Genomic DNA, 16,545 nt, shown 5'->3' with positions numbered 1-16,545 from the left:
CGCATAGGCCGCTCGGGTCATCGACAGGCCTGCCGGACGCGCTTGTCCCACTCGCTTGAGAACTTGAACGACCGTCGCAGCCCGACGCTCCGGTAGGCAGCATCACGCTGGGCCTTCGCCGCGTCGCACTGGCTGCTGCCTGCCGAACGCGCCGGTCTGGCAATCCGCATGGCCGGGTCAGGCCGGGCTGCCGGCCGGTTGCGCCGTGCCAGCTCCTGTTCGATCGCGGCAAGTCGCTGCCGCTCCTGGGGCGATCGTTCGGCCTCCGGCACCGCGTCCCAGGTCCTGCTCGCCTCCCCGCCACTGCACGGAGCGGACTGGTAGGACACCGCGCCGCCCTGCACGCACTTGAACACCTGCTGCGCCTGTACCGGCGCGGCAACGAGACACATCAACAACACCACGTTCCGACCATCCATGTCGTTTACTCCTGTGTTCCGGGATCATAGGCTGGAGTTGCGGGTCCTGCAGCCCGTCCTGCAAGGGCGCTCAGGCAACGTGGTCATCGAAACATCGAACGAGGAAGGACAATGAGTGCTTCGTGTTGCGGAAAGCACGGAACCACCGGCCAGGAAGACAGCAACCGCGACCCTGTCTGCGGCATGCGGGTCGATCCGGCGCGCACGGCCCACCATGCATCGTGGCAGGGCGTGGATTACCACTTCTGCTGCGCCGGCTGCCGGCAGCGCTTCATTGCCGATCCCCGGGCGTTCCTGAAGGGCGGATCCGGACCTGCCAGCGCCACCGACCCGGTCTGCGGCATGCAGGTCGATCCGGCCCGCAGGGCCCATCACACGCACTGGCAGGGCAAGGACTACCACTTCTGCTGTGGCCGCTGCCGCGAGCGGTTCGAGGCCGATCCGCAGTCCTTCCTTGCCAGTACGGAACAATCCGCGGCTGCCGCGGACGAGGCACGCGATCCGGTGTGCGGCATGAGCGTGGATCCGGCGCAGACGCCGCACCACACCGAGGTCGATGGCGTGCAGTACCACTTCTGCCGCGAGGAGTGCCGCCGGCGGTTTGTCGCCGATCCGGCGAAATACCTGCAACCCGAGTCCTCCGCCCCCACGCCACCAGCGGCTGCCGGAACCCGCTACACCTGCCCGATGGACCCGGAAATCGTCCAGGACGGCCCCGGTACCTGCCCGATCTGCGGCATGGCACTGGAACCCATGCTGCCCAGCCTGGAGGACGGCGAGAACCCGGAGCTGACCGACTTCCGTCGCCGCTTCTGGATCAGCGTGCCGCTGAGTCTGGCGGTGATGGCCCTGGCGATGACGCCGATGCTCGGGATGCTGCAGGGCCTTGATCCGGCGCTCCGCGCATGGCTGGAGCTGGCGCTCGCGACGCCGGTGGTGCTGTGGGCCGGCTGGCCGTTCCTGCAGCGCTGGGCCGCCTCCATTGCCAACCGCAGTCCCAACATGTGGACGCTGATCGGCACCGGCGTACTGGCCGCCTACGGTTACAGCGTGGTCGCCACGATCGCGCCCGGGATCTTCCCCGCCTCGTTCCATGACCACGGCCATGTCGGCGTCTATTTCGAGGCCGCGGCAATGATCATCTCGCTGACCCTGCTCGGCCAGTTGCTTGAACTGTCCGCACGCGCCCGCACCTCGGCGTCGATCAGGGCGCTGCTCGGGCTTGCACCGAAGACCGCCCGCCGCGTGCGCGAGGACGGCAGCGAGGAGGACGTGGAGCTGAGCGCAATCCGCGCCGGCGACCACCTGCGCGTGCGTCCCGGCGAGAAGATCCCCGCCGATGGCGTGGTGATCGAAGGCCGTTCCACCGTGGACGAATCCATGCTCACCGGCGAGTCGCTGCCGGTAACGCGCACAGTCGATGACCGCGTGATCGGCGCCACGCTCAACGGCTCCGGCACGCTGCTGGTACGCGCCGAGCGGGTCGGCGCAGACAGCATGCTGTCGCAGATCGTGCAGATGGTCTCGCAGGCTCAGCGCTCGCGCGCACCGATGCAGCGCCTGGCCGACCGCGTGGCTTACTGGTTCGTGCTGGTGGTGCTGGGCATTGCCGTGCTGACCTTCCTGGGCTGGGGCCTGTTCGGCCCGCAACCGTCGTGGACACACGCGGTGCTCAACGCGGTGTCGGTGCTGATCATCGCCTGCCCCTGCGCGCTGGGACTGGCCACACCGATGTCGAACATGGTCGCGACCGGCCGCGCCGCGGAGCTCGGAGTGCTGTTCCGCGATGCCGAGGCCATCGAGACCCTGCGCCGGGTCGACACCCTGGTCGTGGACAAGACCGGCACGCTGACCGAAGGGCGCCCGGCGTTCCGGGAGGTCATCCCGGCCAAGGGTCTGGACGCGGATGAAGTACTGCGCCTGGCTGCCAGCCTCGACCAGAGGAGCGAGCATCCGCTGGCCCAGGCCGTGGTCGCGGAGGCCCGCGAAAGGAAGCTCATGCTCGCCGCCCCGCAGGGGTTCGAGTCGATGACCGGCCTGGGGGTGCGCGGCGAGGCCGAAGGACGCGCGCTCCTTCTGGGAAGCAATGCGCTGATGCACGACCACTGCATCGATACCACCTCGATGGACGGGGGCGCCGACGGGCTGCGGCAGCAAGGTGCCAGCGTGATGTTCCTCGCCATCGATGGCCGCCTTGCCGGATTGGTTGCGGTGGCCGATCCGATCAAGGACTCGACGCCGTCCGCAATCGACGAGCTGCATCGCAGCGGCATGCGCGTGGTGATGGCGTCCGGCGATGGGTGGGCGACGGCACGTGCGGTGGCCGTCCGCCTCGGCATCGACGAGGTGCATGGCGAAACCCGCCCCGAGGACAAGGCCGCGCTGGTGTCTTCGCTCAAGGCGCAGGGGCACTGCGTGGCGATGGCCGGCGACGGCATCAACGACGCCCCTGCCCTGGCCACCGCCGACGTCGGCATGGCCATGGGCACCGGCACCGACGTGGCCATGTCCAGCGCCCAGGTGACACTGGTGAAGGGCGATTTGCGTGGCGTGCTGCGCGCACGCCAGCTCTCGATCGCCACCGTGCGCAACATGCGCCAGAACCTGGGATTCGCCTTCCTCTACAACGGGCTGGGCATTCCCGTCGCGGCCGGCGTACTGGCTCCGCTGGGCATCAGCATGTCGCCGATGCTGGCCGCACTGGCGATGAGCCTGAGCTCGGTTTCGGTGATCGGCAACGCGCTGCGCCTGCGTGCGACGCGGCTTCCCGCAGCTTGATGCGGGGGATGCGAAGTTTTTTGCAACAAACTGCTTGCGCAGGAAAAAAGCGCCGGCTATTATTTCCTTCTTAGCGACGTGGGGCCATAGCTCAGCTGGGAGAGCGCCTGCATGGCATGCAGGAGGTCAGCGGTTCGATCCCGCTTGGCTCCACCAATCCGGATTTTAGGCCGTTCGGATCGCGAAGGAACAATCTGATGAAGTTTATGCGTCCCCATCGTCTAGAGGCCTAGGACATCACCCTTTCACGGTGGCGACCGGGGTTCGAATCCCCGTGGGGACGCCATTCATCAGGTACAGGAAAGCCCACCACCAGGCGGGTCTTCTTGTAGAGGTAACGGGTTTTTGGTTCGGAAGACCGGGACGATGTCCCACCCTCCTGCACCGGAAGACCGCTGCGAAAAAGTTTTCACAACCTCTTCCAAGATTGTGAAAACGCCGCTAGAATAGCGGGCTCGCAGCAACAACGTGGGGCCATAGCTCAGCTGGGAGAGCGCCTGCATGGCATGCAGGAGGTCAGCGGTTCGATCCCGCTTGGCTCCACCACTTTTCAGACACTAGGCCTGTCTGGCAAGTCAGAAGTTTCAAAGCGTCCCCATCGTCTAGAGGCCTAGGACATCACCCTTTCACGGTGGCGACCGGGGTTCGAATCCCCGTGGGGACGCCAGTTTCAAAGAAAAGCCCCGACTTGTTCGGGGCTTTTTTATTGCCCTGCCCTGACGAATCCGCATTGATCCTGGAACAAGGCCTCCCAGGTCATTTATTTCCATAGATGGCGATGTGGGGACCGAGCTTCAAAACAAGCGTATGGAGCGAGTTGAGTAGAACGGGGCAATGGATGATTGCCAACTTCAACTCCTCGTACGAGTCGCGTTCGTCACTGATAACTGGCTCCCAGCCTGAGGGAGCGATCTGAAAGCAATCAGGAACTTCGCTCCAGCCTCGACATGTTCCGGACTGCCGACCTTGTGAGCGATCTTGTTACGCAGCGTCGTAAGCTTTTCGATGATGTGCCAATGGTCGCTAAGGGGTTCGTGTATTGCCCGAACCAAGGCGAGTTTTCTGGAGAACGTTTCCCGATCGAGGCGAAGGTGTCCTGGCGCAAAAAAACTCGCCTCAAGGATGGCATCGAGCGACCTCTCCATCGTGATGTGCGCCCTGAGCACAAGCTCTGTTTCCCTGTCGCCGATGTTCTCCAGTTCATCCAGCAGGGCGGCTGTATTTTCCCACCCGTCTTCGAGCAGGCGTTCGAAGTCCACCTCAATGACGCGCTGACCTGGAACAAGTGGCATCCATGCCATCTCCATCGTCCCGCCTTCAGAGGCGTAGGAATAGACAATAGCGGTCCTGCACGCCTGGGGACAACAAGGAGTTGGTTGACTTACATGATCGCTGGAACCCGTCGTTGCCGATCAGCGGATCGGCCAAACACGCGGCAGCCCGCATGACCGTAGCGCGGATCACTTAAGTTGATTTCCATCCCAACAAACAAAAAAGCCCAGCAAGTGCTGGGCTTTTTTATTCCAGTGCACCCTGTCGGATGACTGGAACTATGCTGGTGCCGAAGGTGGGACTCGAACCCACACGCTTTTAAGGGCGGCGGATTTTGAGTCCGCTGCGTCTACCGATTCCGCCACTTCGGCTGGCTGGCCGCGCAGTATACCGGAGCTTCCGGAAGCTGGCACGCTGCACTGCCGTTTTTCTGGGGGCCTAGCGCTGGCTGGAAGCCCCGGGCGTACGTTCCTGCGGGCAAACGGGACGCTGGCACCTCGCCAGCGTCGCGTGCCGCGATCAGCTGCGCTTGGCGCGGGCGAAGGCTTCGGCCAGGGCGTTGTTCGCCGGAGCGGGCGCCTGCCCTGCCCGGCCGCCCTGCGGCCCGCGGGCTGGACCACGCGCGTTGCCCAGGTCGCGGCGACCGCCACTGACCGGACCACGCTCGTCACGTGCACCCGGGCGGCTGGTGCTCTGGCCCGGCACGTCGTCCAGGCGTCGGGTCAGGGCGATGCGCTTGCGCGCCACGTCCACCTCCAGCACCTTGACCTTGACGATGTCGCCGGCCTTGACCACGTCGCGCGGATCCTTGACGAAGGTGTCCGACAGCGCGGAGATGTGGATCAGGCCGTCCTGGTGCACGCCGATGTCGACGAAGGCACCAAACGCGGCAACGTTGCTGACCACGCCTTCCAGCACCATGCCTTCGCGCAGGTCCTTGATGTCTTCCACGCCCTCGGCGAAGCGGGCCGCCTTGAACTCGGGGCGCGGGTCGCGGCCCGGCTTTTCCAGTTCCTTGAGGATGTCGCGCACGGTCGGCACGCCGAAGGTCTCGTCGGTGAACTGCTCCGGCTTAAGACCGCGCAGGAAGCTGCCGTCACCCAGCAGCGCCTTGATCGGGCGCTGGGCGGTGGCAACGATGCGCTCGACCACCGGATAGGCTTCCGGGTGCACGGCCGAGGCATCCAGCGGCTCGTCACCATCGGCGATGCGCAGGAAGCCGGCACACTGTTCGAAGGTCTTGTCGCCCAGGCGTGGCACCTTGAGCAGATCCTTGCGGCGCTTGAACGGGCCATTCTCGTCGCGGTAGCGCACGATGTTCTCGGCCACCGTCGAGGACAGCCCCGATACGCGCGACAGCAACGGCGCCGAGGCGGTGTTGACGTAGACGCCTACGGCGTTGACGCAGTCCTCGATCCTGGCATCCAGCGCCCGCGCCAGGCGGAACTGGTCCACGTCGTGCTGGTACTGGCCCACACCGATCGCCTTGGGCTCGATCTTGACCAGTTCGGCCAGCGGGTCCTGCAGGCGGCGGGCGATGGAGACCGCACCACGCAGGGAGACATCAAGGTTGGGGAATTCCTTCGCGGCGAATTCGGAAGCCGAGTACACCGACGCGCCGGCCTCGCTGACGACGACCTTCTGCAGCTTCGGGTTGTCGCAGGCCTTGATCACCTCGCCGGCCAGCTTGTCGGTCTCGCGGCTGGCGGTGCCGTTGCCGATCGCAATCAGCTCGACGTTGTGCTTGGCGCACAGGTGCCTGAGCGTCTGCAGCGACTGTTCCCACTGCCGTTTGGGCTCGTGCGGATAGATCGTCTCGGTGGCGACCAGCTTGCCGGTGGCATCGACCACGGCGACCTTGCAGCCGGTGCGGATGCCCGGGTCCAGCCCCAGCACGGTCTTCGGGCCGGCCGGAGCGGCCAGCAGCAGGTCCTTGAGGTTGTCGCCGAACACGGCGATGGCCTCGGCCTCGGCCTTCTCGCGGGCCTGGTTGAACAGGTCCAGCAGCAGGTGCATGTGCAGCTTGGCGCGCCAGGTCAGGCGGCAGGCGTCGAGCAGCCAACGGTCGGCCGGCCGACCCTGGTCGGAGATGCCGGCGGCGCGGGCGACGCGGCCTTCGGCGTACTGGTGGCCGGCCTCGGCGTCAGGACCGGGATCCAGCTCGAGGAACAGGAACTCCTCGCGGCGCGCACGGAACAGCGCCAGCAGGCGGTGCGAGGGAATATTCGCCAGCGGCTCGGCATGGTCGAAGTAGTCGCGGTACTTGGCGCCTTCGGCCTCCTTGCCTTCGGCCACGCGGGCGCGGATCACACCGACCTCGCCCAGCCAGCTGCGCAGTTCGCCGACCAGCGCGGCGTCCTCGCCCAAGCGCTCCATCAGGATCGCGCGGGCGCCGTCCAGCGCGGCCTTGGCGTCGGCCACGCCCTTGTCGGCGTCAACGAAGCCGGCCGCAAAGGCCTGCGGATCCAGCGAAGGATCGGCCAGCAGGCCATCGGCCAGCGGTTCCAGGCCGGCCTCGCGGGCGATCTGCGCGCGGGTGCGGCGCTTGGGCTTGTACGGCAGGTACAGGTCTTCCAGGCGCGACTTGGTGTCGGCGGCGAGGATGTCTCCACGCAGTTCGTCGGTCAGCTTGCCCTGCTCCTGGATGCTGGCCAGCACCGCGGCGCGGCGGTCCTCCAGTTCGCGCAGGTAGGTCAGGCGCGTTTCCAGGTTGCGCAGCTGGGTGTCGTCCAGGCCGCCGGTGACTTCCTTGCGGTAGCGGGCGATGAACGGGACGCTGGCGCCCTCGTCCAGCAGCGCGATGGCTGCCTTGGCCTGCGCCGGCTGGGCGCCGATTTCCTCGGCGATGGTCTGGGCGATCTGGTTGGCGAGCTTGATGTCTTGCATTGCTTCCGGCCGGGGCCGCTTCTGCGGAAAGGCGGCCATTCTGGCAATGCGGGACCGATGGGGAAAGCCGTTGACAGGCGCGGCGGGACCTGTCGCCCGGCGGATACGACAGCGCCGGCGTCCTTGCGGAAGCCGGCGCTCGTTCAGGGCGTGTCGCCGTAGGTGCTGCGGTCAGCGGTACAGCTTGGCAGTGCTCTGCATCACGATGTCGTCGCGCAGGGTTTCCAGCGCCATGACCCGTACCTTGCCCACACCCTGCAGATCCATGAACCGCTCGGTGTAGATCTCCGGGCCCTGCTCGGTATCGGCGCGCGACTTGCTGAAGCCCCAGGGGATCACCCCCTTGTCGCCATGTTTGCTGCCACCGACGTAAAGAACCACTGACATCTGCTGTGTTCCTCCAGAACGTGTTGCTCAACTGCAGGCAAGACTAGAGGGCAGCCTGTAATGGCCGCGTCGAGCAGGCCGGAAGGAATCGTGCATGTTCAGGCCGCAGCCAGACGGCGATCAGCGGCGGCGCCACGGCCACCAGCCGTGGCCATGCAGCGCATACTGGTCCGCGGCGCGTTCCAGCGGGTTGCGGACAGAGACGCCGCCCAGCAGCAGATACAGCGGCAGGAACAGCGGGCCTAGCACGAGGTACTGGAACACGTGTGCGCGTTCGTGGTCGGACAGGCGCACCAGCGGATGCCGGCACAGCCCCGCACGGTGCTCGTAGGTCAAGCACGGCACGTCGAGCTCCTCGCCCGTATGCAGGATGACGTTGCCCAGGGTGATGGCCCCACCCGGCCCCCAGGGCCAACGCACGAATACGATGGCCAGCTCGGTGCGGCTCCATCGAGGACGCGCTCCGGCGACCATTCCCGCGAGGCCGCCGGCCAGCCCGATCAGCGTGTTCGGCAGGGTCCACGCCGCACCGAGCGCGAACAGCAGCCTGCGCAGGGCGCGGCGATGGCTCAGCTGGCTTCGTTGGGGATCAGCAGCCACAGGATCAGGTAGACCAGGATGCCGGGGAACGCGGCCGAGAGGATCGACACGAGTACGTAGATCACCCGCAGCAGGGTGGAATTCCAGCCGTAGCGGCGGGCAATGCCGCCCATGACGCCGGCGATCATCCGGTCGTTGGTGGAGCGCGACAGCGTGCCGGACGTGGCGGTATTCATCTCGAACCTCCTGTGGGACGACTGGCCACCAGCCTACCGTCATCGATGGCTACGGTGAATCTTCGCGCTGCCGCGCAGGTGGGCGTTGAACCACTCCCCTGCCCCTGTCCGGGCTGCCCCGGGCAATGGACCGGTAGGCGGTGCCGGACGCGCTGCTGCGGCTTGCCGCCCGTTCGATAAAAGGCTCGGCGGCCAAGGCTCTTGCGCTGCAGGCGCACCCGCGCAGCGGCGGCGTCATGCCACTTCCCGTTGCGCTGGAACTGGCGGCTCGAGCCTTCCAGCGCGGCAATCAGGGCGTCGACCCTCTCCGCCCGTGGCGTGGGCGTGGCACCGGCATTCCAACGAATGTCAGCGCCACGGAAGCCAGTGGCGCCAGCGTCCTCACCCCTCGCGGGCCTTGAGCCAGCTGTCGATGGCCGCCGGCACCTCGCGCTGGGCGCGACCGGATACGTAAATGCCGATGTGCCCTCCCCGGAACGCGGTCTCGGTGTAGTCCTTGCTGCCTACCAGCCCTGCCAGCGCCCTGGAGGCAGCCGGCGGGACAAGATGGTCCTGTTCGGCGTAGATGTTGAGCACCGGCATGTCGACCTTGCGCAGGTCCACCGCCTCCTCGCCAATGCGCACGCTGCCGTTGACCAGGCCATTGCCCTGGTAGAACTGCTTGATGAACTCACGGAAGGCTTCGCCGGCCAGGTCGGGCGAATCGAAGATCCATTTCTCCATGCGCAGGAAATCCTCCAGCGCCTGCTTGTCATCGAGGATGTCCAGCAGGCCGACGTACTTCTGCACGTTGAGCCGGAACGGCTTGAGCATCAGGTAGCTGGCATTCATCAGGTCGGCCGGGATGTTGCCCAGCGTATCGACGAACAGGTCCACATCCACGCCGCGCGCCCAGTGCGCGAGCATGTTGTCCGCGGTGTGGAAATCCACCGGCGTGACCATGGTGATGAGGTTGCGGACCTTGGACCGGCGCAGCGCGGCATAGCACAGCGAGAACACCCCGCCTTGGCAGATGCCCAGCAGGTCGATCGCCGGCAGCCCGTGCGCCTTGCGCAGGTGGTCGACGGCGCCGTCGACGTAGCGCAGCAGGTAGTCCTCCAGTGTCTGAAAGCGCTCGGAGCGGTCGGGATAGCCCCAGTCCAGTACGTACACGTCCTGCCCCAGATCGAGCAGTTTCTGCACCAGCGAGCGGTCGGCCTGCAGGTCGACCATGTACGGCCGGTTGACCAGTGCGTAGACGATCAGCAGCGGCACCCGCGCGGTGGCCGGCTTCTCCCCGACGAAGCGGTACAGGGTGACCTTGCCGTCGCTCCACACCGCCTGCCGCTCGGTTACGCCGTAGTCCACGTCATCGATGCCCGGCAGCACCTTAAGGCCATCCATCAGCTTGCGCTGCATGGTCATGGCCTCCTGCAGCAGGTCCTCCGGGCTGAAACCCAGCGGCCCTTTCATCGCGATCTACCGGGCTTGGGGGCGGCGCGGGTCGGGCCGGGCCTGGTCGCGGTCTTTGTCGCGGTCTTCGAGACCCGCTTGCCGGCGGCCTTGGTCGCCACCTTAGTCGCCGTGCGGGCCGGCGCGGACTTGCTGGCGCGTGGGGCTGCCTTGGCGGGCGGTTTGCTGCGCGGGTACACCCCGGCGGTTGCCGTGGGTGCCGCAGGCCTGTCTCCGGTACTGGCCTGCATCAGCCGGCGCACCTGCCGTTCCAGCTCGGCGATGCGGCGGTGGGCTGCGTCCATCTCCGTGCGCGTGGGCAGGCCGAGCATTTCCGACTGGCGCTCGACCTCGCGCTGCATGCCGGCCTTGAGCCGCATCTGCGCGTTGCCCATTTCGGCATACACCTGCTGGAACTGCTCGGACATCGCGACCCGTGCGTAGGCCTCCTCGGCCACCTCGATCCACAGGTCGAACAGGGCGCGGGCGCTGGTCAGCTGGCTGCCCGGGTCCTGGTGCTGGCCCAGGCGCTGCTCGAACAGCACGAAGGCATCGTCCAGCGCCGTGCGGACCTGCTGCACGTAGGCCTGCGAGCGGGCCTGGTACTCCTGCTGCGCCTTGAGCAGGGCCTGCCATCGCGCCTGGTGTTCGCGCGACGGGCCGAAGCCGGGCACGTGCAGCCAGGGATTGGAAAGGATGCCCGGGTTGCCCGCCGCGCCGCCCATGAAGGGAGACCAGTCGACGCCGGTGCGGGCACCGCCGCGGGCGGCGTCCAGCATCCAGTGCAGCATCGCATCGCCCTTGGCATTGACCGCCTCGCGCCATGCCGAGGCCACGTCGGCACTGCTGGCATCTCGGCCGGCAAAGCGCGCGGCCACTTCCTGCATGGTCCCGTACCAGCTGCCGGCCTGTTCGCGGAAGCGGTGGACGACGTCGTCACGGGTCGTGCCCTCGTCGGGCGGGAGCAGCTGGGTCCACCAGTCGATGGCCTGCTGCCACGAGGGTGCGCCGTCCCCTGGCGCAGCCTTGCCACCCTGCGGGTTCACCGCATGCCGGAGTGCATCGCCCCAGGCATTGAAATACTGGCGCGCCAGGGCCTCGAATCCACCTGTTTCATCGCCTGACGTCGTCATTGCCATCCTCCCGGTTCAAGCCGGGATGATAACAATGCCAGGGCGGGGCCCGCGCTTCAGGGCTTGGGAACGCGCAGCGTCTTGCTGATCATCAGCGAGCCGGACAGCGCAAACAGCAGCACCATCGGATGCAGCTGCCACGGGCCGAGCTGCCACTGCCCCAGCCACAGCGCACCACCGATCGCGCCGTTGGCGGCCGCCACAGCCAGCACCACCACCAGCAGCAGGCTGGTCGGGATGGGCGTGCCCTCGAAATACGGCACCTTGTCGGCCTCGCCGGCAATCGCCTCGGCGGTGACGTTGTAGCGCGCCAGGCGGCTGACGCCGCAACAGACGAAGTAGCTCAGCACAAGCCAGTCCCAGCCGCCCTGCATGCCGCAGGCATAGGCCAGCGCGGCGGGCGCGACACCGAAGGAGATCACGTCCGACAGCGAGTCCAGCTCGCGACCCAGGGTGGACGAGGACTTGCGCCAGCGGGCCACGCGCCCATCCAGCGCATCGAGCACGAAGGCCAGCGGGATCAAGGCCATGCCGAACAGCAGGAAGCCACGCTGCCCGTCCTGGAGGAAACGCATCGCCGCAAACACCGCGCCGGTACCGCAGAAGGCATTGCCCAGGGTGAACCAGTCGGCAAGCTGGAAGTCACGCAGCATCGAGAAATGACGTTTCATGGGCACCCGGCGGAAGAAGGTCGGCACAGCGTAGCGCGTGCGACTGTGGAGACACAGCAAAGGTCAAGGCCACGATCGGCACACCCACCAGCGACTGGTGAATTTTTGGCCAGACAGTCAGGCGGCCTTGCTACGCAACGGGCGACGCGGCTTATCCACAGCATTGCGCACCTGCCATCCACATCCGCTGTGGAAAACGCCCTGCCCGATCAGACCCGGGTGTAGTTCCACGACTGCATGCGCCCGTCGCGGTAAGGCATCACCCCGTGGAACGGACGCGGATCGGCATCGAACACCAGCGGCAGGAAGTGGCGGTCGCCCTCCCACAACGGAAGGCTCTCCAGACGGTCCAGCGGCACCCATTCCAGCGTGCCTTCCGGGTTGACCTCCAGCGGCGTGCCGGTGAAGTCGTCGATCACGAACACGAAGGCGAACCAGTCCTCCCCGCCCTTGCCGAAGCCCGGCCAGCTGATGGTGCCGCGCAGCCGCGTGCGCCCGCACTCGATGCCGGCTTCCTCGCGGATCTCGCGGTGCATGCAGGCCAGCGCATCCTCCCCCGGCTCCATCTTCCCGCCCAGTCCGTTGTACTTGCCCAGGTGGATGTCACCGGCGCGGATGTTGCGATGGATCATCAGGGCCTGGGTGCCGTCGGGCGACAGCACGTAGCCAAGGGTGGCCATGATCGGGGTGTAAGGCATCGGCAGACGGGAATGGCTGGCGGGACCGGCGAGTATGCCCGATGCCCGGCGCGGTCAGCGCACGGACACCAGCGGCGCCGGCACCGCCGGGGTATCCACGTCGGAAGCGACCAGCGTGTGCAGGCCATGGCCGCGGTCGGCCAGGTATTCCAGCCACTTGCCCAGGAAGGTGTTCATGCGCATGCGGTGGCTGATCAGCTCGCGCGGCGGAGGGTACATGCCGACCACGTCCTGCCAGCGACGGCCGACATAGCAGTGCGTGGTTTCGACCTGGCGTGCATCGCGGTACATGCGCAGGTAGGCCGAAGGATCCGGCTCGCCGGTCACCGGGTCGCACAGATCGTAGGTCAGGCGCAGCTCCAGCGTGTAGCGATGACACTCGATCACGTCCAGGCGGACGTCCAGGCCATCGCCGACCGAGGACGAATAGCTGCCCTTGGCCAGCCGGCCCGGGGCGAACAGGCGGTCCAGCCGCCCGTGGTTTTCGGCGTACAACCCCATCAGCCAGCCGAGACGGCTCAGGTGCGGGATGCGACCACGACGTGGAATGAGCGATGACATGGATCGATCCTACACGCCTGGTCAACCACCCCGGCTGACCAGGCGGCGCTCAGAACATCTCGCGCTGCAGGCCGAGCGTTCCCAGCACCTTGCTGGAGATTTCCTCGATCGAGGTGTGGGTGGTGCTCAGCGTCGGGATGCGCTCCATGCGGAACATGGTCTCGGCCGCGGCCACCTCGCGCTTGCAGGTCTCGAGCGCGGCGTAGCGCGAATTGGGACGGCGTTCCTGGCGTATCTGCTGCAGGCGCTCCGGATCGATCGTCAGCCCAAACAGTTTGTTCCGGTAAGGACGCAGGCGCGGCGGCAGGCGGTCATGCTCGAGGTCTTCATCGGTCAGCGGGTAGTTCGCCGCGCGCACCCCGTAATGCAGCGCCAGGTAGATGCAGGTCGGAGTCTTGCCCGCGCGCGACACCGCCACCAGGATCACGTCGGCATCGTCATACGTCACTGCCACGCCATCGTCGTGGGACAACGCAAAGTTCATCGCATTGATGCGGCGGTGGTAGGTCTCGAAGTCGACCATGCCGTGGGCCTGGCCCACCTTGGCCAGGCGCGAAGCGTTGAGCTCGGCTTCCAGCGGCCCGATGAACGGGGCAAACACGTCCAGGATCAGCGCGCCGCTCTCGACCAGGATCTGGGTCTGGCCCGGATCGACGCAGGAGCTGATCACGATCGGACGGACCTGGTAGCGCTCTGCCGCGGCCTGGATGCGCTGGCAGGCCTCGCGGGCCTTGTCCGGGTCGTCAATAAAGGACAGGCGGTCGGTGACGAAGCTGAAACCCGTGAACTGGGTCAGCAGGCTGTGGCCGATCGTTTCGGCGGTGATACCGGTGCCATCGGAGACGTAAAAAACCGGCCGGACTGCCGACATTGTCAACCCCTGGTGAAATTCGTGACAAGGGAGTGTGGCGGCAGGCCAGCGCCGGGACAAGTGGCAGGACATCGCAGGCTTGTCAAACCTTGTGCGGGGTCGGTTGTGCACGGCATCATAGTGGCTTCTTCCTACGGACGTGGCCATCAAAGCCCGCCTCGGGCGATGGCCGAATGGAGCATCGCGCTTGAACGAGAACATCCTGTGGTTGCATGAGCTGCGCCTGGCCGACCTGGCCCGCGTAGGTGGCAAGAATTCCTCGCTGGGCGAGATGATCGGCAACCTGGCCGGCCTGGGTGTCTCGGTTCCGGGGGGCTATGCCACCACCGCCGATGCGTTCAAGGCGTTCATCGCCCACAACGACCTGTCCAAGCGCATCTTCGACAAGCTGGCCACGCTGGACGTAGAGGACGTCAACGCACTGACCGCTGCCGGCAGGGAAATCCGCAGCTGGGTGATCGATGCCCCGCTGCAGCCTGATCTCGATGCCGACATCCGCAATGCCTACGCCAGGCTGTGCGCCGACAACGGCGGCGGCGAAGTGGCCGTGGCCGTCCGCTCCTCGGCCACCGCCGAGGATCTGCCCGATGCCTCGTTCGCCGGCCAGCAGGAAACCTTTCTCAACGTGACCGGCGCGGACGACGTCGTGCACAAGGTCAAGGAAGTGTTTGCCTCGCTGTACAACGACCGCGCCATCGCCTATCGCGTCCACCACGGCTTCAAGCACGAGGACGTGTTCCTGTCCGCCGGCGTGCAGCTGATGGTCCGTTCGGGCGTCGGTTCCTCCGGCGTGCTGTTCACCCTGGACACCGAGTCCGGTTTCCGCGACGTGGTCTTCGTGACCTCGTCCTTCGGCCTGGGCGAAATGGTCGTGCAGGGCGCGGTCAACCCGGACGAGTTCTACGTCTACAAGCCCACCCTCAACGCCGGCAAGCCGGCGATCCTGCGCCGCTCGCTGGGCTCCAAGGCCATCCGCATGGTCTATTCGGACGTCCCCGGCGAGCGTGTGCGCATCGAGGACACCCCGGCCGAACTGCGCAACACCTTCTCCATCTCGGACGAGGACGTGCAGGAACTGTCCAAGCAGGCGCTGGTCATCGAGAAGCACTACGGCCGCCCGATGGACATCGAGTGGGCCAAGGACGGTGTCAGCGGCAAGCTGTTCATCGTGCAGGCGCGCCCGGAGACGGTGAAGTCGCGCAGCCATGCCACCCAGATCGAACGCTTCGCGCTCGACGCCAAGGGCGCCAAGGTACTGGCCGAAGGCCGCGCGGTCGGCGCCAAGATCGGCGCCGGCGTGGCCCGCGTGGTGCGCTCGCTCGACGACATGAACAAGGTCCAGCCCGGCGACGTGCTGATCGCCGACATGACCGACCCCGATTGGGAGCCGGTGATGAAGCGCGCCTCGGCGATCGTCACCAACCGCGGCGGCCGCACCTGCCACGCGGCGATCATCGCCCGCGAGCTCGGCGTGCCGGCCGTGGTCGGCTCGGGCAACGCCACCGACCTCATCCGCGATGGCCAGGAAATCACCGTCAGCTGCGCCGAGGGCGACACCGGCTTCATCTACGAAGGCAAGCTGAGCTTCGAGCGCACCACCACCGACCTCGGCAACATGCCGCCGGCGCCGCTGAAGATCATGATGAACGTCGCCAACCCGGAGCGCGCGTTCGACTTCGGCCAGCTGCCGAACGCCGGCATCGGCCTGGCGCGCCTGGAGATGATCATCGCCAGCCACATCGGCATCCACCCGAACGCGCTGCTGGAGTATTCCAAGCAGGACGCCGAGACGAAGAAGAAGATCGACGCCAAGATCGCCGGCTACGGCGACCCGGTCGATTTCTACGTCAACCGCCTGGCCGAGGGCATCGCCACGCTGACCGCCTCGGTGGCGCCGAACACGGTGATCGTGCGCCTGTCGGACTTCAAGTCCAACGAGTACGCCAACCTGATCGGCGGCAACAACTACGAGCCGCACGAAGAGAACCCGATGATCGGCTTCCGCGGCGCCAGCCGCTACGTCGATCCGTCCTTCACCCAGGCCTTCGCGCTGGAGTGCAAGGCGGTGCTGAAGGTGCGCAACGAGATGGGCCTGGAGAACCTCTGGGTGATGATCCCGTTCGTGCGCACGCTGGAGGAAGGCCGCAAGGTGGTCGAGGTGCTGGAGGCCAACGGCCTCAAGCAGGGCGAGAACGGCCTGAAGATCATCATGATGTGCGAGGTGCCGTCCAACGCGCTGCTCGCCGACGAGTTCCTGGAGATCTTCGACGGCTTCTCGATCGGCTCCAACGACCTGACCCAGCTGACCCTGGGCCTGGACCGCGACTCCTCGATCGTCGCCCACCTGTTCGACGAGCGGAACCCGGCGGTGAAGAAGCTGCTGTCGATGGCGATCAAGGCCGCCCGCGCCAAGGGCAAGTACGTCGGCATCTGCGGCCAGGGGCCGTCCGACCATCCGGACCTGGCCGAGTGGCTGATGCAGGAAGGCATCGAGTCGGTGTCGCTGAATCCGGACACCGTGGTCGACACCTGGCTGCGCCTGGCCAAGCTCAAGGCCCAGGGCTGATCCAGCCTGCAGGCGTCAAGGAAAACCCCGCTCCGGCGGGGTTTTCCCTTTCATGGGTTGCGGCGGGAATCGGGCCCGTCGACACCGGCAACCGCG

Annotated in this window: 15 protein-coding genes and 5 tRNA genes; 6 read left to right on the top strand and 14 right to left on the bottom strand. The window is 66.5% G+C overall.

The genetic code is table 11. The features are described 5' to 3' along the window. Positions 1–17 precede the first annotated feature (17 nt). Complete coding sequence (locus LG380_RS04125) at positions 18–419, bottom strand: DUF4124 domain-containing protein (RefSeq protein WP_225763738.1); 402 nt, start codon at positions 417–419, stop codon at positions 18–20. Between the two features lie 111 nt (positions 420–530). On the opposite strand from LG380_RS04125, the gene LG380_RS04120 reads away from it, so the two are divergent. The 5 genes from LG380_RS04120 (at position 531) to LG380_RS04100 (ending at position 3,864) form a co-directional block, all read left to right on the top strand. Beyond that, positions 531–3,197 (top strand): heavy metal translocating P-type ATPase, encoded by a 2,667-nt coding sequence (locus tag LG380_RS04120; RefSeq protein ID WP_225763737.1) that lies wholly within the window; start codon positions 531–533, stop codon positions 3,195–3,197. Between the two features lie 80 nt (positions 3,198–3,277). Then, positions 3,278–3,353 (top strand) — tRNA-Ala (locus LG380_RS04115). A 54-nt stretch (positions 3,354–3,407) separates the two neighbouring features. After that, positions 3,408–3,483 (top strand) — tRNA-Glu (locus tag LG380_RS04110). A 184-nt stretch (positions 3,484–3,667) separates the two neighbouring features. After that, positions 3,668–3,743 (top strand) — tRNA-Ala (locus tag LG380_RS04105). Between the two features lie 45 nt (positions 3,744–3,788). Continuing rightward, positions 3,789–3,864 (top strand) — tRNA-Glu (locus tag LG380_RS04100). A 184-nt stretch (positions 3,865–4,048) separates the two neighbouring features. Here LG380_RS04100 and LG380_RS04095 read toward each other — a convergent pair. The 13 genes from LG380_RS04095 to LG380_RS04035 form a co-directional block, all read right to left on the bottom strand. Continuing rightward, positions 4,049–4,504: a hypothetical protein gene (locus LG380_RS04095; RefSeq protein WP_225763736.1), complete on the bottom strand. Its 456-nt coding sequence runs from the start codon at positions 4,502–4,504 to the stop codon at positions 4,049–4,051. A gap of 249 nt (positions 4,505–4,753) precedes the next feature. Then, a tRNA-Leu gene (locus tag LG380_RS04090) sits at positions 4,754–4,840 on the bottom strand. A 148-nt stretch (positions 4,841–4,988) separates the two neighbouring features. Then, positions 4,989–7,355: a Tex family protein gene (locus LG380_RS04085; protein ID WP_225763735.1), complete on the bottom strand. Its 2,367-nt coding sequence runs from the start codon at positions 7,353–7,355 to the stop codon at positions 4,989–4,991. A gap of 171 nt (positions 7,356–7,526) precedes the next feature. After that, positions 7,527–7,742: a hypothetical protein gene (locus LG380_RS04080; RefSeq protein WP_225763734.1), complete on the bottom strand. Its 216-nt coding sequence runs from the start codon at positions 7,740–7,742 to the stop codon at positions 7,527–7,529. A 120-nt stretch (positions 7,743–7,862) separates the two neighbouring features. Beyond that, complete coding sequence (locus LG380_RS04075) at positions 7,863–8,297, bottom strand: hypothetical protein (protein WP_225766439.1); 435 nt, start codon at positions 8,295–8,297, stop codon at positions 7,863–7,865. 14 nt (positions 8,298–8,311) lie between these two features. Continuing rightward, positions 8,312–8,518 (bottom strand): PspC domain-containing protein, encoded by a 207-nt coding sequence (locus tag LG380_RS04070; protein ID WP_225763733.1) that lies wholly within the window; start codon positions 8,516–8,518, stop codon positions 8,312–8,314. Continuing rightward, positions 8,515–8,799, bottom strand: a complete 285-nt coding sequence (locus LG380_RS04065) for a DUF5329 domain-containing protein (protein ID WP_263973794.1) — start codon at positions 8,797–8,799, stop codon at positions 8,515–8,517. The genes LG380_RS04070 and LG380_RS04065 overlap by 4 nt, the downstream gene beginning before the upstream one ends. Before the next feature lie 100 nt (positions 8,800–8,899). After that, complete coding sequence (locus tag LG380_RS04060; RefSeq protein ID WP_225763732.1) at positions 8,900–9,970, bottom strand: class III poly(R)-hydroxyalkanoic acid synthase subunit PhaC; 1,071 nt, start codon at positions 9,968–9,970, stop codon at positions 8,900–8,902. Continuing rightward, on the bottom strand, positions 9,967–11,082 hold the full coding sequence (phaE, locus tag LG380_RS04055) for a class III poly(R)-hydroxyalkanoic acid synthase subunit PhaE (RefSeq protein WP_225763731.1): 1,116 nt from the start codon (positions 11,080–11,082) through the stop codon (positions 9,967–9,969). The genes LG380_RS04060 and phaE overlap by 4 nt, the downstream gene beginning before the upstream one ends. A 56-nt stretch (positions 11,083–11,138) precedes the next feature. Beyond that, complete coding sequence (locus LG380_RS04050; protein ID WP_225763730.1) at positions 11,139–11,753, bottom strand: CDP-alcohol phosphatidyltransferase family protein; 615 nt, start codon at positions 11,751–11,753, stop codon at positions 11,139–11,141. 209 nt (positions 11,754–11,962) lie between these two features. Beyond that, positions 11,963–12,451 carry an 8-oxo-dGTP diphosphatase gene (locus LG380_RS04045; RefSeq protein ID WP_225763729.1) on the bottom strand — a complete coding sequence of 163 codons (489 nt, stop codon included), beginning with the start codon at positions 12,449–12,451 and terminating at the stop codon, positions 11,963–11,965. 54 nt (positions 12,452–12,505) lie between these two features. Further along, positions 12,506–13,012 carry a DUF1249 domain-containing protein gene (locus tag LG380_RS04040; protein WP_225763728.1) on the bottom strand — a complete coding sequence of 169 codons (507 nt, stop codon included), beginning with the start codon at positions 13,010–13,012 and terminating at the stop codon, positions 12,506–12,508. 49 nt (positions 13,013–13,061) lie between these two features. Beyond that, positions 13,062–13,883, bottom strand: coding sequence for a pyruvate, water dikinase regulatory protein (locus LG380_RS04035; RefSeq protein ID WP_225763727.1), 822 nt, complete (start codon positions 13,881–13,883; stop codon positions 13,062–13,064). Between the two features lie 187 nt (positions 13,884–14,070). Here LG380_RS04035 and ppsA point away from each other — a divergent pair, with 187 nt between their 5' ends. Beyond that, positions 14,071–16,449, top strand: a complete 2,379-nt coding sequence (ppsA, locus tag LG380_RS04030) for a phosphoenolpyruvate synthase (protein ID WP_225763726.1) — start codon at positions 14,071–14,073, stop codon at positions 16,447–16,449. Positions 16,450–16,545 lie beyond the last annotated feature (96 nt).

The organism is Stenotrophomonas sp. Marseille-Q4652 (assembly GCF_916618915.1).
Taxonomy (GTDB): domain Bacteria; phylum Pseudomonadota; class Gammaproteobacteria; order Xanthomonadales; family Xanthomonadaceae; genus Stenotrophomonas.
Note: the sequence above shows the minus strand (reverse complement) of the source record. Positions and strands in the feature narration are given on the sequence as shown.

Bases quoted from the DNA above. Each gene is read 5' to 3' on its own strand.
- LG380_RS04095 (WP_225763736.1), bottom strand. From the start codon at position 4,504: ATGGAGATGGCATGGATGCCACTTGTTCCAGGTCAGCGCGTCATTGAG.
- LG380_RS04050 (WP_225763730.1), bottom strand. From the start codon at position 11,753: ATGAAACGTCATTTCTCGATGCTGCGTGACTTCCAGCTTGCCGACTGG.
- LG380_RS04080 (WP_225763734.1), bottom strand. From the start codon at position 7,742: ATGTCAGTGGTTCTTTACGTCGGTGGCAGCAAACATGGCGACAAGGGG.
- LG380_RS04035 (WP_225763727.1), bottom strand. From the start codon at position 13,883: ATGTCGGCAGTCCGGCCGGTTTTTTACGTCTCCGATGGCACCGGTATC.
- LG380_RS04070 (WP_225763733.1), bottom strand. From the start codon at position 8,518: ATGAATACCGCCACGTCCGGCACGCTGTCGCGCTCCACCAACGACCGG.
- LG380_RS04040 (WP_225763728.1), bottom strand. From the start codon at position 13,012: ATGTCATCGCTCATTCCACGTCGTGGTCGCATCCCGCACCTGAGCCGT.
- LG380_RS04125 (WP_225763738.1), bottom strand. From the start codon at position 419: ATGGATGGTCGGAACGTGGTGTTGTTGATGTGTCTCGTTGCCGCGCCG.
- phaE (WP_225763731.1), bottom strand. From the start codon at position 11,082: ATGACGACGTCAGGCGATGAAACAGGTGGATTCGAGGCCCTGGCGCGC.
- LG380_RS04045 (WP_225763729.1), bottom strand. From the start codon at position 12,451: ATGCCTTACACCCCGATCATGGCCACCCTTGGCTACGTGCTGTCGCCC.
- LG380_RS04120 (WP_225763737.1), top strand. From the start codon at position 531: ATGAGTGCTTCGTGTTGCGGAAAGCACGGAACCACCGGCCAGGAAGAC.
- LG380_RS04060 (WP_225763732.1), bottom strand. From the start codon at position 9,970: ATGAAAGGGCCGCTGGGTTTCAGCCCGGAGGACCTGCTGCAGGAGGCC.
- LG380_RS04085 (WP_225763735.1), bottom strand. From the start codon at position 7,355: ATGCAAGACATCAAGCTCGCCAACCAGATCGCCCAGACCATCGCCGAG.